Origin of the sequence: Streptomyces alfalfae (assembly GCF_004127445.1) — a bacterium.
In the GTDB taxonomy this organism is placed as follows: Bacteria; Actinomycetota; Actinomycetes; order Streptomycetales; family Streptomycetaceae; genus Streptomyces; species Streptomyces alfalfae.
Map to the genome: position 1 here is coordinate 16,763 of NZ_QEXM01000057.1, position 16,701 is coordinate 33,463.

General features: G+C 71.0%; 16 protein-coding genes and 2 pseudogenes. 9 read left to right on the plus strand and 9 right to left on the minus strand.

Annotated features, from left to right (window positions below; genetic code table 11):
- Positions 1 to 5 precede the first annotated feature (5 nt).
- The 4 genes from DCW30_RS34750 to DCW30_RS34765 form a co-directional block, all read right to left on the minus strand.
- Positions 6 to 1,049, minus strand: a complete 1,044-nt coding sequence (locus DCW30_RS34750) for a medium chain dehydrogenase/reductase family protein (RefSeq protein ID WP_076687877.1) — start codon at positions 1,047 to 1,049, stop codon at positions 6 to 8.
- A gap of 54 nt (positions 1,050 to 1,103) precedes the next feature.
- On the minus strand, positions 1,104 to 2,459 hold the full coding sequence (locus tag DCW30_RS34755; protein ID WP_076687879.1) for a carotenoid oxygenase family protein: 1,356 nt from the start codon (positions 2,457 to 2,459) through the stop codon (positions 1,104 to 1,106).
- Between the two features lie 156 nt (positions 2,460 to 2,615).
- Positions 2,616 to 3,179, minus strand: coding sequence for a TetR/AcrR family transcriptional regulator (locus DCW30_RS34760; protein WP_076687881.1), 564 nt, complete (start codon positions 3,177 to 3,179; stop codon positions 2,616 to 2,618).
- Positions 3,180 to 3,328: 149 nt separating this feature from the next.
- Complete coding sequence (locus tag DCW30_RS34765; RefSeq protein ID WP_076687883.1) at positions 3,329 to 4,837, minus strand: DUF4246 domain-containing protein; 1,509 nt, start codon at positions 4,835 to 4,837, stop codon at positions 3,329 to 3,331.
- Positions 4,838 to 4,905: 68 nt separating this feature from the next.
- Between DCW30_RS34765 and DCW30_RS34770 the strand changes: the two genes are divergently transcribed.
- From DCW30_RS34770 to DCW30_RS34780, 3 genes are all read left to right on the plus strand, one after another.
- On the plus strand, positions 4,906 to 5,172 hold the full coding sequence (locus tag DCW30_RS34770; RefSeq protein WP_123985640.1) for a hypothetical protein: 267 nt from the start codon (positions 4,906 to 4,908) through the stop codon (positions 5,170 to 5,172).
- Between the two features lie 24 nt (positions 5,173 to 5,196).
- Positions 5,197 to 5,784, plus strand: coding sequence for a hypothetical protein (locus DCW30_RS34775; protein ID WP_076687885.1), 588 nt, complete (start codon positions 5,197 to 5,199; stop codon positions 5,782 to 5,784).
- An 83-nt stretch (positions 5,785 to 5,867) separates the two neighbouring features.
- Complete coding sequence (locus DCW30_RS34780) at positions 5,868 to 7,265, plus strand: Fic family protein (RefSeq protein WP_076687887.1); 1,398 nt, start codon at positions 5,868 to 5,870, stop codon at positions 7,263 to 7,265.
- On the opposite strand, the gene DCW30_RS34785 is transcribed toward DCW30_RS34780, so the two are convergent.
- Positions 7,237 to 8,055, minus strand: coding sequence for an isocitrate lyase/PEP mutase family protein (locus DCW30_RS34785; RefSeq protein WP_076687889.1), 819 nt, complete (start codon positions 8,053 to 8,055; stop codon positions 7,237 to 7,239). The genes DCW30_RS34780 and DCW30_RS34785 overlap by 29 nt on opposite strands.
- Positions 8,056 to 8,292: 237 nt before the next feature.
- On the opposite strand from DCW30_RS34785, the gene DCW30_RS34790 reads away from it, so the two are divergent.
- Both DCW30_RS34790 and DCW30_RS34795 read left to right on the plus strand, forming a co-directional pair.
- Positions 8,293 to 9,729 (plus strand): FG-GAP and VCBS repeat-containing protein, encoded by a 1,437-nt coding sequence (locus DCW30_RS34790; protein ID WP_076687892.1) that lies wholly within the window; start codon positions 8,293 to 8,295, stop codon positions 9,727 to 9,729.
- A gap of 175 nt (positions 9,730 to 9,904) precedes the next feature.
- Complete coding sequence (locus tag DCW30_RS34795) at positions 9,905 to 10,363, plus strand: GNAT family N-acetyltransferase (RefSeq protein WP_076687895.1); 459 nt, start codon at positions 9,905 to 9,907, stop codon at positions 10,361 to 10,363.
- 172 nt (positions 10,364 to 10,535) lie between these two features.
- Here the strand turns inward: DCW30_RS34795 and DCW30_RS34800 are convergent, their stop codons facing one another.
- Positions 10,536 to 11,390, minus strand: a complete 855-nt coding sequence (locus DCW30_RS34800) for a calcium-binding protein (protein WP_076687897.1) — start codon at positions 11,388 to 11,390, stop codon at positions 10,536 to 10,538.
- 309 nt (positions 11,391 to 11,699) lie between these two features.
- On the opposite strand from DCW30_RS34800, the gene DCW30_RS34805 reads away from it, so the two are divergent.
- On the plus strand, positions 11,700 to 12,146 hold the full coding sequence (locus DCW30_RS34805; RefSeq protein WP_076687899.1) for a VOC family protein: 447 nt from the start codon (positions 11,700 to 11,702) through the stop codon (positions 12,144 to 12,146).
- A 7-nt stretch (positions 12,147 to 12,153) separates the two neighbouring features.
- On the opposite strand, the gene DCW30_RS34810 is transcribed toward DCW30_RS34805, so the two are convergent.
- Positions 12,154 to 13,149, minus strand: a complete 996-nt coding sequence (locus tag DCW30_RS34810) for a pentapeptide repeat-containing protein (RefSeq protein WP_076687901.1) — start codon at positions 13,147 to 13,149, stop codon at positions 12,154 to 12,156.
- Between the two features lie 103 nt (positions 13,150 to 13,252).
- Positions 13,253 to 13,566 (minus strand): annotated as a pseudogene (locus tag DCW30_RS34815) (TetR-like C-terminal domain-containing protein); the annotation flags it as partial.
- A 76-nt stretch (positions 13,567 to 13,642) separates the two neighbouring features.
- Between DCW30_RS34815 and DCW30_RS34820 the strand changes: the two are divergent.
- Positions 13,643 to 13,774: pseudogene (locus DCW30_RS34820) on the plus strand (DUF1772 domain-containing protein); the annotation flags it as partial.
- A 61-nt stretch (positions 13,775 to 13,835) separates the two neighbouring features.
- On the opposite strand, the gene DCW30_RS34825 reads toward DCW30_RS34820, so the two are convergent.
- Positions 13,836 to 14,555 carry a class I SAM-dependent methyltransferase gene (locus tag DCW30_RS34825; RefSeq protein WP_418347326.1) on the minus strand — a complete coding sequence of 240 codons (720 nt, stop codon included), beginning with the start codon at positions 14,553 to 14,555 and terminating at the stop codon, positions 13,836 to 13,838.
- 426 nt (positions 14,556 to 14,981) lie between these two features.
- On the opposite strand from DCW30_RS34825, the gene DCW30_RS36940 reads away from it, so the two are divergent.
- Positions 14,982 to 15,401: an SH3 domain-containing protein gene (locus DCW30_RS36940; RefSeq protein WP_076687906.1), complete on the plus strand. Its 420-nt coding sequence runs from the start codon at positions 14,982 to 14,984 to the stop codon at positions 15,399 to 15,401.
- A 179-nt stretch (positions 15,402 to 15,580) separates the two neighbouring features.
- On the plus strand, positions 15,581 to 16,447 hold the full coding sequence (locus DCW30_RS34835) for a GNAT family N-acetyltransferase (protein WP_076689771.1): 867 nt from the start codon (positions 15,581 to 15,583) through the stop codon (positions 16,445 to 16,447).
- The last annotated feature ends 254 nt before the right edge of the window (positions 16,448 to 16,701 follow it).

Consider the following 16,701-nt stretch of genomic DNA (forward strand, 5'->3'; position numbering starts at 1 on the left):
GCCGTCTACGGCACCAGGACGACCTTGCCGACGACCGTGCCGGATTCGGCGAGCCGTACCGCCTCGCCGACCTCGGTGAGCGGGACGCGCGCGGCGACCTGCGGGGCGAGGGCGCCCGCGGCGAGCAGCGCGAAGACCTCGGTCAGGTCGGCGCGCAGCCGGGTGCGGAAGGAGCCGCGCCTGCGGTGTCCTGCCCAGATGTTGTAGAAGTGGGCGCCCTTGCCGTTGGGCAGCGCGTTCCACAGCATCAGACGGGCGAACAGCTTGAGGACCGGAGCCTTGGACGAGCCCTGGACGTCACGGGTCGAGGCGGTCCCGTAGGAGACGAGGGTGCCTTTGGCGGCGAGCAGGTCGTACGAGGTGACGATGCTGTCGCCGCCCACGTGGTCGAAGACCGCGTCGTAACCCTGCGGGGCGTGGGTGCGCAACTGCTCGGCCAGGCCGGCGGCCCGGTAGTCGACGGGGGCGGCGCCCAGCGCCCGGACGGCGTCGTGGTGCTTGGCCGACGCGGTGCCGACGACCCGGGCGCCGGCGATGCGGGCGAGTTGTACGAGGGTGGAGCCGACGCCGCCGTTCGCGCCGTGCACGAGGACGGTGTGGCCGGGCCGGACCTTCGCGAGACGGTGGAGCATCTGCCAGGCCGTGATGCCGTTGACCACGAAGGTCTCCGCGTCGGCGGAGTCGACCGCGTCGGGCACCTCGGTCAGGTCGCCGGCCTCGACGGCGACGTGGCTGGCCCAGGCGCCGGTCTTGGTCAGAGCGGCGAAGCGACGCCCCAGCAGGTCGCCCGGCACGCCCGCGCCGACGTCGACGGCCCACCCGACGAGGTCGTAACCGGGGACGAAGGGGAAAGGCGGCTGGTCGAAGTACTTGCCGCGGCGCATCTGCTGCTCGGCGAAGGAGACACCGGCGGCCTCCATCGCGAGCACCACCTGCCCGGGTCCGGCCGGGCGGTGGGGCCGGGTGCGCACCTGGATGCCCTCCGGCTCGACGACGCCGGGCAGGACCGCCTCGGTGACAGTGGGGGTGTTGACCTGGGATTCGTGCATGGCGTTGCTCCTCGTCAGGTGTGGGTCGGGGTGTTCGGGTGGGGTCCGGGTCTGTCACAGGGCGGCGTCGGGAATCCACGAGCCGTGGATCATCGCGGGCACGCGCCGGGGGAGGTGGATGGTGGCGACCGGCGGCACGGTGAGATCGGAGGCGTCGAGGACGAGCATCTTCGAGGCGTCGGCGTTGAGGTCGCTCACGATGGTCAGGAGGTAGCCCTCGTCCTCCCCGGTGGCGCCGTCCGCCTGGACGAACACCGCCTCGCTGGGCAGTTGGCCGGTGCCGAAGGGCAGCAGCCGGCGGGCGCCGGTGGCGCGGTCGTACTTCACCAGGGCGTGATGGCCGACGCCGAGGTCGTCGGGGAACGACAGGGCGTACTGGAAGCGGTGCTCACTGCCGACGAAGTGGTCGTTGATGGTGGGGAACTCCACCGTCAGGTCGTCGGTCTGCTGCTCCCTGACACCCCCCGCGGCCAGGTCGACGGTCCAGCGGCGGCTGCGCGAACCGGAGTTGGGCTCGGCGCCGCGGTCCGGGGCCCCCACCCACCAGTTCCAGGAGCGCTGCCATCCCTCGCGGCCCACCGTGGGGCCCTCGACGACGATGTGCCCGGCGGCGTCCTCGTAGGCGTTGGCGACGTGCATGCCGTACCCCTGGCCGACCTCGAACCAGCGGATCTGCCGGGCACCGCCCGTCCCCCGCGGCATGACACCGATCCGCGAGGCCTGCGCGTCGCTCCAGCCGTACGGGATTCCGGAGTGCTCGCCGGGGTCGAAGGTGACGGAGCCCTCCAGGAAGACCACGTAGTGCTCGGTGACGGCGAAGTCGTGCTTCAGCGCGGCGCTCGCGCCCGGCACCTCCTGGCTGTCGAGCACCTGGCCGCCGGGGGAGGCCACGTGGTGGATCAGGTACGGCGGGAAGGGTGAGGAGGCGAAGAAGTGCAGCTCGCCGCTGACCGGGTCCTCCTTGGGGTGGGCGGTCATGGCGGAGGTGAGCCTGCCCCCGAAGTCGTACGCGCCCACCGTCTCCAGCTCGGCCGTCAGCTCGAAGGGCAGCGCCGCCTCCGACAGGGCCAGGAGCCGGCCACCGTACTCGATGACGTGCGTACCGGCCGTGCTGGCCGTCAGATCGGGGCCCTCGTCGGTCAGGTACGGAGCGCCGTCCAGGGCGGGGGTGTGGACCCAGCGGTTGCGGTACCACTCCGCGCGCCCCTGGTTCAGCCGGATGCCGTGCACCATGCCGCTGCCTTTGAACCAGTGGGTGGGGGTGATGCCCGGCTTGGGGTTGTGGCTGTTACGGATCAGGCGGCCCGTCAGCTCGGGCGGCAGGGCGCCGTCGACGGCCAGGTCCGTCGCGGTGATCTCGTCGGCGACGGGGGCGTAGTGGCCGGTCAGGTAGGGCTTGCGCGTCATCATGGCCTCGATTCCGAGAGGGGCGGGTGGGCACGGGCGGGTCGGGAGTGTGCGTGGCAGAGGTCCGTGCGGTTCTATGTGTGGTCAACCACTCACTCTTTGGGGCTGAAAAAGGGCGACCGCTGGTTCCGTGGACTGCGGTCGCCCGTTCAGAAGGTGTCAGTAGTGCGTGATCCCGGCGGACAGGGTGCGGGTCCAGGGTGCGGAGACCGCCTCGGCGTCGATGGAGACGAGCAGGTGGCAGAGCATGCCGGTGGCGAAGAACTGCTGCACCTGCTCCTCGTCGCCCCCCGAAGCGCTGCGGACGTACTCGACCGTGCGGGCGTACCCCGCGCGGACCGCCTCCCTGATCGTCGGCTCGGAGACCGCGGCGGCCTGGGCGTGCAGCTGGACCAGCATGAGGTCGTTGTCGCTGATCAGGCGGGCGTAGGCGTCGCCCATCGAGGCGAGCACCGCCTCGGGGGCGCTGCTCTTGGCCTTGGCCGCACCGCCTTCGAGGGCGGCGCGGACCCGGACGAAGCAGTGTTCCACGACCGCGCTGAACAGGACTTCCTTGTTCGGGAAGAGGCGGTAGACGTAGGCCTGCGAGATGCCGGCGGCCTTGGCGACCTCCGTCGTGGTGGTGCCGAAGTACCCACGCGCCGCGAAGGCTCCGATGGCGGTGCGCAATACCGTCTCGCGCCGCTCCTCGGCCGTGGACAGCTGCCGGTGTTCCGTCTTCATGTGAGTACTCAATCACTCACTCTTTTGTGCGTCAAGCGGTGACCGAGCGGTCCATGAGGGGGGCCCGGCGGCGAAGCTCATGGGTGGGCGACCAGCGGGGAGCGGAGCAGCGAGGCGCTCGGCTCCCCGGGGTCGGCCGGACCGCGGGCTCAGTGCTCGCAGAGGGAGAATGCGCGCTCGTAGATCTGCTCGTTGTGTTCGTCGACGAAGAACGTGCGCTCCTGCATGAGCTGCTCGCGGAAGTCCTTGGCCTGTGCAAGCGTCATGGTCGACGTGGGGGACCATGGCTGCTGCGGTGGCACGTCGGAGGTCGAGACGATCGTCTCCGACGGGTCGACCAGGAAGAACGCGAGGATCTTCCGATGTCCCGGGCGGGTGGGGTCCGCGAGGCGGAACGAGCCGACGCGGTGTTGCAGGACGTTCGGGAACGCCAGACAGCGGCCCGCCGGGGTGGATGCCGAGCCCAGCACCTGGTTCAGCGCGTCTTCGTCCTCCAGGCCGTAGACCTCGCGCAGACCGTCGTCGTCGTTCTGTTCGTAGTCCGGGTCATCCAGTGCCGCCCGGAAACCCAGCTCGCTCTCGGTGATGTTCTCGCTGTCCCAGTAGTAGATGCCGGTCGAGACGATGCGTTCGTTCAGCATCCCCTCGACATGCCAGGAACCGCCGGCGTACTCGGGCTTGTCCGGGGTGAGGTGGATGGTGGCGAGCTTGACGATGACCTGGAGACGGCGGCCGCGCAGGTCCACCCGGGCGGATTCCCCGGGCGGCTCGGGCGGGGTGAAGGCCGGCGCGTCGGGGACGGCCGGGCGGCGGGTCTCCCACCACTTCTCCAGGGCCTCATGCCACACACGGCGGGCTTCCGCGTAGGCCTCCTCGTCACTGAAGGCCGCCTTGTCCGGATACACCGGCTCCGCGTCATACCACCCGTAAGGATCGGCCACGATCCGCGGGGGCCGCGGATGGCGCAGATCGGTGAGCACATTCTCCAGCAGCGGAAGCATGCGCGTGAAGACGTCCGGCAGGACGGAGGCCAGTTCGCGATGGTTCTCGGGGTGGACGTTGTTGACGTGGGAACGGAAGGCGGCGACGCCGTCGTCACTGACGTCCACGTCCGTGGGCAACCACTGGAACCTCTCCGAGAATTCGTACTTCGCATAGCGGTTCGTCGGGTTCCGCCAAGCGCGCTCGGGCCCGCCACTCACCTCTCGCACGAGGCAGAACAGTGAGGGGTGCACCAGGTCCAGTACCTGACCGTCGGATCCGGGGTGCCAGTCCAGTTCCGCCGCGGGGACCTCCTCCAGGACCCGGACCGCCGCACGCAGGCGGGCTCTGAGGTCGTCGTCGACCAGGGTGTCCGACTGCCACACCCCGTCGACGGCGGACACCTCGATGCCGGTACGTCCGTCGCGGAGCGCGGCGTAATGCGTGAGTTCGGCGAGTACGTAACGCACTTGCGCTTCGGTGAGCCCCTGGGCGATCGCTTCTCGGGTCCACCGGGCGACGATGTCGTCCTCATGCATCTTGTCGAACCATCCGGGCTTCGCCCGTATGTGCGCGCTGCACTGCGTCATCTGCAGTTCCCGCAGCGTTCGGGGTGTCGCGAACGCCGCGGAACGAGAAGTGTGAAAAGGCAGCGGGAAAGCAGTCAAGCCGGTCAATTCGCCTGGTCCCCCCAGTCGGTGTGCGGTGGCCGGAAGACTACTTCAGCGGACCGACGATCCGACGCGTGGGACGACGTCCCGAGGCAGACGCATGGGCCCGGGATCCGATCCCGGGCCCCTCCACCTCAGCCCGTGCTCCTGCTGCGGCAGCCCGGCTCGATCCGCTGGCCCACCTCATCAACTCCCGCAGCGTCCAGATCCGGTGCACGGGCCTCGACCGCGTGCTCGCCGACGCCTGCGACCGCCGGCCGGGCGCCATCAGCCGGGCCAGTGCGCCCGCCACTTCCCCCGGCCTCGACCAACGCCCCGCCCCCTGCCCGCGCCGCAGGTGAGAGGCGGCGGATAGCGTTGCGGGCATGGTGGTGACGGGGAAGCGGCGCGTGCTGTACCGGCAGGGCACGGGGTTCTGGCGGATGACGGCGAAGTGGGTTCTTGTCTTCGGGGTCCTGTACCTGTTGGACGGTGCGCTGCTGCGCTCGTGGGGCGATGCTCTCGCCTGGCCGCTGATCGGGGTCCTGTTGTGGGGGCCGTTCGGCGTCGGGATGGTCTGGTATCCGAAGAAGGACCAGCGGGTCACGTTGACGACGCGTGAGCTGCGTGTGCGGCGCAAGCGGCTGCCGATGGAGCAGGTGAACCTGCTGCACGTGGCGCGGCTGTGGTTGGAGGGACGGTCGACCGCGGACGATCAGCCGGTGCTGGAGTGGATCAGGTTCGACCGGGTGGTGTGGGTGCCGCTGCACGACGGGCGCGCGGTCGGCGTCGAGTTCCGCGACCCGGCGGCCTTCGCCAAGATCTTCGGCGCCTTCGCGGTCGAGGCGTGCGGCGGGCCGGAGATCGTCCGCGCGAGGGTCGCGAGGGCGACCTACCCTGAGCCGTGCCCGGTGCGGCCCCGCCCCACCGGCGACAGCGGCACCTGGCTGGACGACCTGGACGTCTTCGGCTGAGATCCGGGAAGCCGCTGGGTGGGCAGCGTAGACCCGGGAAATCCCGTTGAACGGGTGCCGGGGGCACGTGGCAGGCTTGCGCGGTGATCGTTGAACTGGCCCCTCAGTTTCTGCACTGGGACGAGGTGGACCCCGCGCGTCATCCCTTCGACGAGGTGTCGGCAGCGCAGGTGGTGCACGCGCTCGGACCGGCCAGGTGTGTTCCGAGCCGCCCGGACATCCCGTTCGCCGACTCGGCGATGAGCGCCTGGAGCCACGGCGAGGCCCGGTTGTGGGCCGACGCCATGTCGCAGGCCCTCGTCGAGCGCTACGGGCGTTGGACACTGGGCTGGCGTTGGGCGCACGACGAAGGGGACTTCGACGGAGGTCCGGTGGGGAACTGGTGCTGCCCGCGCGACTCGATCACCACCCCGGAGGAGACGCTCCCCCGTGTCGTCGCCGCCCTGCGCGAGTGGCGCGGATGGCTGGAGAGCCTGGCCGGGTGGTTCGACGCGTACCCGCTGGAGTTGGCCGATGTGGGGGACCAGCGGATCCTGTGGGAACGCGCGGCCCGAAACCTGATCCTGCACGTGACCGACCGTACGGGCTGCGGCAGCGGCTGGTACGGGCACTGCCGCCAGGTGCTCACCTGGTTCCTCAGCCGATGGGGCATCGCACCCGGCACCGCGCGCGACCTGGTCGACCAGGCCATCGGGGGGCGGTTCCTGAGCTGGACCGGCCCGGACATCGTCCTGGTCGATGACGTCGCGGAGCGGCTCTCGCTGTCACTGCGGCCCGATGACGGCACAGCTTCCGCCGAACCCCTGGCGGACCATCTGGAGCGATGGCTCGCGGTGCGCGCGGCCGTGCCGTGGCAGGAGGCCCCAGGCAGCGGCGCGGACACACCCCTGCCCCCCTCCCGCGACGGCGCCGCGGAGGACATACGCGCCTTCGACGGCGCCGTGGACCCCGCCCGCGCCGAGGGCCTGCTCGCCGCTCTGGAACGGATGCGGTCCGACGCGGCGCGCGGCGCCCCGCTCGACTTCGAACTGCTCCGCGGCTGGCAGCGGCACGTCCTGGACACGCCGAGGCCGCCGCTGTTCCGTGCTTCGCCCGCCTTCGCGAAAGGCGGCCGCGAGCGCTACGGAATCGGCCCGGACACCCGCGCCCGCCTCGACGCCTGCCTGGCCGAGAGCGCGAAGGACGGTGAGCGGCCCCTTCCCCTGACCGCCCGGGCCGCCCGCGCCTACCTCGACATCTGCTTCTTCCACCCGTTCGACGACGGCAACGCCCGGTCGGCCTTCCTCGCCCTGCTCTTCGTCCTCGCCCGCGAGGGCGTCACACTCAGCGGAGTCACCCTCCTCCGCCGTGTCACCTTCGAAGCGGGAAACGCCCAGGACCCGCTGATCCTCGCCCGGTACATCGAGAGCCACCTCACCGAGACCCGGCGCACCGCCGCCTCGCCCGACGCGGTCAGTGAGTCCCGGAGAGCAGGGAGTTGAGTTCGGGGAAGGCGATGCCTTCGCCGAGGGAGTCGTAGCCGCCGGCGCCGAAGAGGTCCTGTGCGGCGCGGCGGGCGGCGGCGTAGGCGGCCTGCGCCACGCCCGAGCCGAGACTGACGCGAGCCACGCCGAGGGCACCGAGCTCGGTGACGCTCGGGGCGCCGGGGCCGGCCATGACGTTCAGCGGTACGGAGATGTCCGCGACCAGCGCGGTGATGGTGGCGGCGTCGGTGACACCGGGTACGAAGATGCCGTCCGCGCCCGCGTCGACGTACAGACGCGCTCGGGTCAGGGTCTCCTTCAGCCGGGTGTCCGGGTCGCCGAGACCGAAGAGGAAGGTGTCGATACGGGCGTTGAGGAACAGGTCCGCGCCCGCCCGGTCGGCACTCCGCCGGGCCGCGGCCAGCCGCGCAGCGAGCTCGGCCGGGGGACGGGCGCCGTCCTCGATGTTGACGCCGACGGCGCCCGCCGCGAGCACCCCGGTGACGGTCTCGGCGACGTCGGCGGCGTCCTCGCCGTATCCGCCCTCGATGTCAGCGGTGACCGGCACCGCGACGGCGGCGGCGATCCGGGCGATCAGCCTGAGTGCTCGGTCGCGGCTGAGGGCGTCACCGTCCGGAGACCCCAGCGACCAGGCGACACCGGCACTGGTGGTCGCGATCGCGGGAGCGCCCGCGGCCTCGATGACGCGGGCGCTCGCGACATCCCAGGCGTTGGCGAGCCCGAGAGGCGCGGCCGGGGTGTGCAGGGAGCGGAAGAGGCGGGCGTTGTCCGACTGCGTGGTGGTCATGGACGCAGTCAAACACCAGCCGACGCCCGGCTTCTGGCAGGAACCCGACACGGACGTCGACCCCGCGACGGGTGGCGACCGGCCGTCCGCCGGTGCTCCCCTGCTGGTCAGGCGACCCGAAGCGAGTGGCAAGGGCATCGCGCGCCGGGAAGCGATGCGGAAATCCGTACAACCGTTCCCCTGTGTCGTAGGTCTTGAAGGCGTATTTTCGATCACACCTATAGGGGGGAAACGGACGTGCGACGCCACATCCGTCACGCCATCGCGTTCGCCGCGGCGGCCACCACGCTCAGCGGAGGCATCGTGGCCTCCACCGGCACCCAGGCCGAGGCCGCCACCGCGGGCCCCGCGCCCACCCGGTACTCCGACGACTTCAACGGCGACGGATACCACGACCTGGCCGTCGGTTCCCCGAACGCCGACGTGGACGTCACCGGCGCGGACGGGGCCACCACGAAGGCGTGGGGCGCGGGCTATGTCACCGTCTCGTACGGCGGCAAGTACGGCGCCCAGAAGACCGGCCTGAAGGCCGTCACGCAGAACAGCCCCGGAGTGCCGGGCGACCCGACGCAGAGCGGGCGGTTCGGGCAGGTCCTCACCAACGGCGACTTCAACGCCGACGGCTACGCGGACCTCGCCGTGGGCGCACGGGGCCAGGTCAGTCTGCTCTGGGGCAGCCGCACCGGCCTCAAGGGCGGCACCCTGATGGACGACCCCATGAACTGGTCCGACATCGGCACGGTGCTGAAGGCCGGTGACTTCACCGGCGACGGGAAGACCGACCTGGTCGTCGGCTACTCCACGTCGCTCCGCCTCTTCAAGGGTCCCTTCAAGGCGGACGGCACGCCCGTCTCGACGCAGAAGGTGGACACCGGTCGCAACTACCCCGTCTTCACGGACGCACAGGACCGTATCGCCGTGGGCCGCGTCAACAAGGGGTCCATCGACGACCTCGTCGTCCTCGGCGAGGAGCGCAAGCGGGGCCGTGTACTCCTCGGCGGGGCCTCCGGGCTGCGCCAGACCCCGGCCACCATCCGGGGTGGCAACAGCGTCGCCATCGCGGACTTCGACAAGGACGGCTACGGCGACATCGCCGTGGGTGACGCGCAGTCCACGCTCGACACCGAATACGCCGCAGGCGTGGTCCGGGTCAACTACGGCTCGTCCAACGGAGCCGACGAGGACCGCAGCACGCGGGTGTTCACGGAGGACACCGCCGGCATCCCGGGCGGCGTGCAGCAGGGCGACCGCTTCGGCGCCTCCGTCGCTGCCGCCGACCTCAACCGCGACGGCTACGCCGAGCTGGTCGTGGGCGCCACCGGTGAGCGCAAGTCCACCTGCGAGCACTGCTACATCACCGGCGGCGGCTTCTACGTGCTGAAGAGCTCGTCCAGGGGCGTCACCGGCACCGGAGCCACGTTCTACGCCCACAACGCGTCCGGCCTGCCCCGCCCCACGGGCACGTACCGTATCCCCTCGCACCTCAAGACCACGGACCTGAACAACGACAAGCAGCCCGAGATCACCATCCCGGTCCGGTCCAGCGTGCCGGAGGTCTGGTCGGTCGGCACGAAGAGCGGCAAGGTCGCCGGTGCCTCGCCCACCCGTGTGGTGAAGCCGCCGGTCGACTCCCAGGTCAGCGCAGGCACCGAGTTCGGCGTCCTCGCCCACTGACGGTGTGCGCCGTCTCGCCCCCGGGGCCGCGCACCGCTGCGGCGGGACGCCGGCTCCCGGGGGCACAACCACCCCCGTGAGTACGGTGGTTGTTCCCCTAGGACGCGACGGCCGCCTCGGCGGCTCGTGCTGCCGGTGTGACCACACCGCCCTGCGGCGGGGTAGTTTCGCGATCATGGCTGACTGGAAGATGCGATCGGCATCGGTGGCGGACGTCGAGGCGGTGGCCGAGTTGCGGGCCTTGGTGCTGCGGGCGGATCTGGAGCGCCTCGGGCGGTATGACGAGCAGCGAGTGCGGCAGCGTCTGCGGGACGGGTTCGCGCCGGCCCACACCTGGGCGATCGAGGTGGACGGCGCGTTCGCCGGCTGTGTGTCGCTGCGACCGGCCGAGGACGGCCACTGGCTGGAGCACTTCTACCTGGCTCCGCACCTCCAGGGCGCCGGCATGGGCACGGCCGTGCTGCGCGAGCTGCTGGAGCGGTGCGACCGCGATGGCACCGTGGTCCGGCTGAATGTCCTGCGGGGCAGCCCGGCCCGGCGACTGTACGAGCGGCATGGATTCACACGCGAGACCGAGGGCCCGGTGGACGTGTTCATGGTCCGCGAGCCGGCGGCAGCCGTGCGCGACAGCTGATCGCCCGGCGCGACGTGAACTGGCCCCGGGGTAGATCAAACCGTCGGCGGGCACGTGTCCCTGGCCGTTCGCGGCATGCGAGGAGTGCAGAAAATCACCCCTCGGCCCAGTGGTCGGGGGCGAGGGGTGACTGGCCCGTGGACCGGGGCGGCACACCGGTCCGGGGGTGGGCTCAGTCCTGGTGGAGTTCGTTGCGGCCCGGGCCGCCCGAGAGTTTGTCGGCGCCTGTGCCGCCCCACAGGGCGTCGTCACCGCTGTTGCCCCACAGCGTGTCGTCGCCGGCCTCGCCGTACAGCTTGTCGTTGCCCTTGCCGCCGTAAAGGATGTCGGCGCCGCCCTTGCCGTGCAGGACGTCGTCGCCGTCCTCGCCGTGCAGGGTGTTGTTCTCGCCGGTGCCGGTCAGGGAGTCGTTGCCGGGGCCGCCGAAGCAGTCCTGGCTGCAGCGGGTGAGGGTGTCGTTCCCCGCGTCGCCCCACGGGCCGAAGCCGAGAGGACCGCCGCCGCCGTCGAGGCGGTCGTCGCCCTCGCCGCCGTGCAGCAGCGCGGACGCGGACGCCTTGATGACGTCGTCGCCCTTGCCGCCGTAGATCCCCGCCCAGGCCTGGCTGTCGGGCGCGAGCGTCGCGGTGTCGTCCTTGTCGCCGAGGTCGATGTCGTAGCTGTCGGAGTCGTCCGAGTTCTCCGGGATCTTGACCGCGCACCGTACGGACGTGCGGTCGCCCTCCTCCGGGTACACGCACTCGTCGTACGCCGCCGCGTCGGCGGAGATGGCGATGTCGTACCGGTCGTGGAAGGTGAGGACGTAGTACGAGTCGTGCTCGCCGCGGGTGTCGATCTCCTCGTCGACCGTCACCTTGTTCCGCTGGCCGGGTGCCGCCTTGTACCAGAGTTCGCCGTCCGCCACGACGACGGAGGCCGTGGCCCGGGCGGCGGACGGGGCGGCCTGGGCGGCCGACGCCGCTGAGCCGGCCGTACCGAGAGCCAGGGCGAGTGTGGCGGTGGCTGCGATGGTCCGGTTGATGCGCATACGGAAGTGACCCTTCAGGGTGTACGTGTGCGGTGGTGCTCTTGGTCACCCAGTGAGACAGGGTGCCCGAGAACGGAGTTGCCCGGCGGCTCATGAACAGCGGCGGACAGCGTGGTGACCGGCACGTGGACAGGTCGACGCCGCTGCGGGTTCGACATCGGGGCCCTGTGCACATCGGCGACAGCCTGTCGGGGTGGTGAACAGCGTCGGGGCGCGCCACGCGTCCCGGCGAGTGGTACGTCTATGGAAGAAAGCCGTCGATGTCGTCACCCGGCGGTCGGCCGCGGCGAGGGAGAAGGAGAACCCAGCATGGCGATTCAGCGGATGGACAACGTCGGCATCGTCGTCGAGGACCTGGACGCGGCCATCGCGTTCTTCGAGGCACTCGGCATGGAGCTGGAGGGCAGGACAGAGGTCAAGGGCCGCTTCGCCGACCAGTGCACCGGGCTCGACGGCGTCCACTGCGACATCGCGATGGTCCGGACGCCGGACGGCAACAGCCGGCTCGAACTGGCGAAGTACCGCAGCCCCGCGGCGGCCGGCCCCCAGCCGCGCAACCAGCCGCACAACGTTCTCGGCACGCACCGTGTCATGTTCGCCGTCGACGACATCGAGGACACCGTTGCCCGCCTGCGCCCGCACGGCGCCGAACTCGTCGGCGAGATCGCCCGGTTCGAGGACAGCTACCTGCTCTGCTACGTCCGCGGCCCCGAGGGCGTCATCGTCGGACTGGCCGAGCAGCTGCGCCGAGACTGAGCCCGCTTCACTGGCCCGGCTCGGCAACGTCGATCCGGGCCACGAACTCCTTCAGCGACTTCCGTAGGTCATCGGATATCCCTGTCACACCGACCATGGAAGCCCCGACGCACAGCCGTGGGCTGATGTTCGCGTACGTCGAGAAAGTCGCTCCGTCCAGACGTGCGCCGGCGAAAATGGTGAAGGACACGTCGGCCGTGCTCAAGTCCGCGCCACGCAAGTCGGCTCCGGAGAAGTCGGCCAGCGACACGTCCGCGCCGTGGAACTTCGCCCCCTGTGCTCGGGCCTCATGGAATTCCGCTTCCGCGCATTTCGCGTAGGAGAGGTCCGCGCCCGTCAGCTCGGCCTGCCGCAGGTCCGCTCGGTAGAGGAGCGCCTTCTCCAGGCGGATCCCCGCCAGCTCGGCGCGCCGCAGATCGAGCGGGACCAGAGGACGCCAGTCCGGGGCCTGTGTGAAGGCGACCAGGGAGTTCTCGTGCTGGTGGATGCCTTTGTCGGGCCTGCGGCCGATGACGTCGGCTGCCGCTTGGAGGTCGTCGGGCACGTGATCCTGGTGGGGGAGGAGCCCCTCACCCGTCGTCGCCCTGACGTGTGTCCTCATGAAGCCGGTCAGCACCTCGATCGCCGTCTCCCTGTCCTTCTCCGATTCGTACATGATCCGCTCCAGGGCGTAGATGCCCCCGAGCCTGGTCACGATGCTGTCGGGTGAGGCCAGCAGTTTCACCGCCTCCATATAGCGGTCGGTGGATTTCCCGTCGCGCGCCAGCTCGACTTCTTCCCGGTCCCTCCTCCTGGTGTGGAGGTAGGTGAGCACGGCGACCGCGCCACCGACTGCCGCGACGAGCGCGGCGCGGAAGCCCGTGATCACCACGCCGTCCGCGGCCTCCAACGTGCCGGGGGAGCGCAGGAATTCTCCGTCGAACCACCACGGTCCCTCGACCAGCACCCAGAGGAACGCAGTGGTGGAGGCGAGCAGGGAGAACCAGCGAAGGATCTTCAGCATGCGTCGTTCATACCAGCCCGTGGGCCGGGCCACGCCTTCCGGACAACCGGAGCGCCCAAGGCGTGCGGACCGGCGCTACCGCCGAGGCCGGCGACGCGGTGCGTCAGAGCACGGCGAGCCGGTCCACCAGCAGCTCCGTCCGCCGCTCGGTGTCCTGCGGCGGCAGCCGTCCCGCCCGGGCCAGGGTCGCCATCCCGTGCAGGGCCGCCCAGAACACCTCGGTGAACAGCCCCGGGTGGACGCCGTCCCCGGCCACCTCTTCGAGGCTTTCCAGCAAGGCGGAGAAGGCGTCCTTCAGTGGCTCCGGGGTGTCCTGAAGGCGAACGCCAGGCCGCCGTCGAGCCGGAACATCGCGTCGTGCACCGCCGGGTCGCGTGCGGCGAAGTCGAGGTAGGCGCGGGCGAGGGCGGTGACCCGGGCGACGGTTGACGACGAAGGCGACGGCGAACTCCACCCCCACCATCACGCCGACGACCACGGTGGTGAAGACCTGAACAAGACCTGGACCCCCGACAACCGGCCCGCCGACTGGAGGCGGCAGATGAACCGCTGGGGCCGCTGCCACTACGCCCGCGTCGCCGTCATCATCGCCGCCTGCGCCCTGCTGGCCGCGGCCCTCGCCTGAGCCCGCGGGCCCACGCGGGTCCACAGGTCATCGAGAAGCCCCGGCCGCCGTCGAGAAGCGCCTACCGCAGTCGACGCGCGCGGAGCACGACGTCGTCGGTGTGATGGGCGCCGGCGCCGCCATCCGGCGCCACGCGCGGCCGCTGCTCGTCCACCTCCACCTTCCAGTTCTCGTCCATGAGGGCGGAGACCATGGAGGGCCAGACGTAGTCGGCCGGGTCGAATCCGCTCTCGTGCTCCTGATGGGTGTCCATGCCCGCGTGGTGTACGAGCAGCAGCAGCCCGCCGGGCGCCACGGCCGCCAGCAGCGCGCGCTCGGCCGCGGCGTCAGGTGTGCGCGGCAAGGCCGGGTACTGGGCGGAGACCAGGTCGTAGGAAGCGGGGCGCAGGCCCGCCTCCGTCAGCCCGGCGTGGACCCAGTCGACGGTGACGCCGGCCTCCCGCGCGTGCCCGGCCGCCCGTTCCAGCGCCACCCCCGAGACTTCGAGCCCCGTCACGTCCCAACCGCGGGTCGCGAGCCAGATGGCGTCCGCGCCCTCGCCGCAGCCGACGTCGAGCGCTCGTGCGGGGGCGAGGTCGCCGACCTCGGCGACGAGTGCGCCATTGGGCGCGCCGCTCCACAACTGCTCCCGGTCGGCGTATCGGCTGTCCCATTCATCGCGTACCGCCGGATCTCCGAGGTACTCCCCGGCGGGCGAGGCGGTGGTGGGGGCGGGCGGCTGTCCTGCGTTCTCATCGGTCACGAACCCACCGTCCTCCAGCGCACCGCGGCCGTGCCACATTTGTTGCCGCTCCGGCAACACGGCGTCTGGCCGGGGGGAGGGCGTGACGCGCGCCTCCCCCGGGGCTCGGCCCTCTCCACCTGCCCTTCGACGCAATCGGATGATCTGGGTACGCGCCGCGTGGCGAAAGCCTTATTTGCTCCAATTGCGGACCTATGGTGCCTTCATGCCCGCGAGGCTCGGCCCCGCGGAGATTGCATGCGGCGTCTTGAAGGGAAAACGCAGATGATGGTTCGCTATGCCGTGAGCGGCTGTGCGGCGGTAGCCCTTGCTTCGGTGGCGACGACCAGCTTTGCCCAGGCCGATGCCGGCAGCGTGCAGACGCCGTCCGTCATGGCGCCGAGGGCTTCGCTCACCCCCGATTCGGTCAAGCAAGGGGGCAAAGCCACGGTGAGACTCGACGGCGCTCCCAGAGGGTGCCGTTCCGTGCAGGCCAGGTCCGACGCCTTCGTCAGGACGGTGACGCTGACCAAGAGGGGCAACCCCTCGGCGCACTTGGGCCGTGCCCTGGTGAAGGGGACGGCCGTCCCCGGTCGGCACCAGGTCACGGTGAGCGGGACGGGATGCGGCCGATGGGTGGCCGGTGCCACTCTCACGGTCGTCAGCCCCGCCAAGACGGTCAAGGGCAAGGTCATCGCGAGGACCGGGCTCAAGGTGCGCCAGCAGCCGAACTCGGACTCGGCGGTCACCGGGTTCTTCCGCAGCGGAGAGGTCATCGACCTGACCTGCCGCAAGATGGGGCAGCCCGTCGGCGGCAACCGCACCTGGTACCAGGTCTCGATGCCCAAGGGCTATGTCGCCGCCCGCTACGTCAAGCCCGCCGGCCCGGTTCCTCAGTGCCGGTGACCTGCCGGGCCGGAGCCTGACTCGCTCCGCAGGAAGGCGGCGGAGCCGAACGCGACCTGCGTCTGGCTCCGCCGCCTTCCTGTCTCCGGGTGCGTACTCGGTTCGTGTCCCGTCGATCTGACGGGCCGTGCGAAGAAAACCGGGTGCGGCCGGTCGCCGCGTTGGTGTGGGATCGGGACATGACGATCGTGGTGAATGAGCCCGGCGTGGACGGGCTGATGGGGGTCGTGGACGCGCTCCGCGCATGGCAGGACGACCGTACGCCGCTGCAACTCCACCCGGGAGACCTCGGCTGGGCCTGGGCGCTGGGCGCGGAGAGGCTGGCCGCCGACGTCCGCACCTGGAACGCGGACGGGCGGATCATCGCCGTCGGCTACCTGGACGGTCCCGATGTGCTTCGCCTGACGACCGCGCCGGACCTGCGACAGGACGAGACTCTGGCCCGTCAGTTGCAGGCGGACCTCGACGATCCGGAGCGCGGGGTCCTGCCGGCCGGGCCGGCCGGAGTCGAAATCCCGAACGGCGCTCTGCTCCGCGAGGTCCTTCTGGAGGCGGGCTGGAATCCGGACGAGCCGTGGACGCCGCTGCGCCGCGACCTCTCCGAGCCGGTGCGCGACTGCGGCCTGCGGATCGAGGTGGCCGGTCCGCGGACGGCGGGGACGCGGGCCGCGGTGCACCGCTCGGCGTTCGGCAGCCCGAAGTTCACCGAGGAGGTCTGGCACGTCCTGGCGGCCGGGCCGGTCTACTCCGACGCCCGCTGCCTGATCGGCTACGACGACCAGGACAACGCGGTGGCCGCGGCGACGGTCTGGTCGGCCGGGCCCGGCAAGCCAGGCCTGCTGGAGCCGATGGGCGTCCACGCCGACCATCGTGGTCGCGGCCACGGGACGGCGATCAGCGTCGCCGCTGCGGCGGCGCTGCGCGAGATGGGTGCGTCGAGCGCACTCGTCAGCACCCCGAGCTCGAACACCGCCGCCGTCGCCACCTACAGGGCGGCTGGTTACGAGCCGTCGCCCGAACGGCTGGACGTCGGCCGAGCCGCCTGAGAACGATCCAGCGGCGGCGCCGGCCACCGCGACACGGCCGGGAGGACATCGGTTCCGGCCGAGTTGCCCGGCACCCGCAGCGGCTCCGGCCGCCGGGTGCGGTCCGCCTACCGGCGGGCGAGGTGATCGGATCAAGAAACCGTGCCGGCGGCCGGCTGGCGTGAATGCGGTGGCTCATATCGCCGGCGCAGTAGGAGGGTTGACACAAATCTTGGGCCGATCCTAGAGTCGCAAACATTCTGTGCATGCTAAAC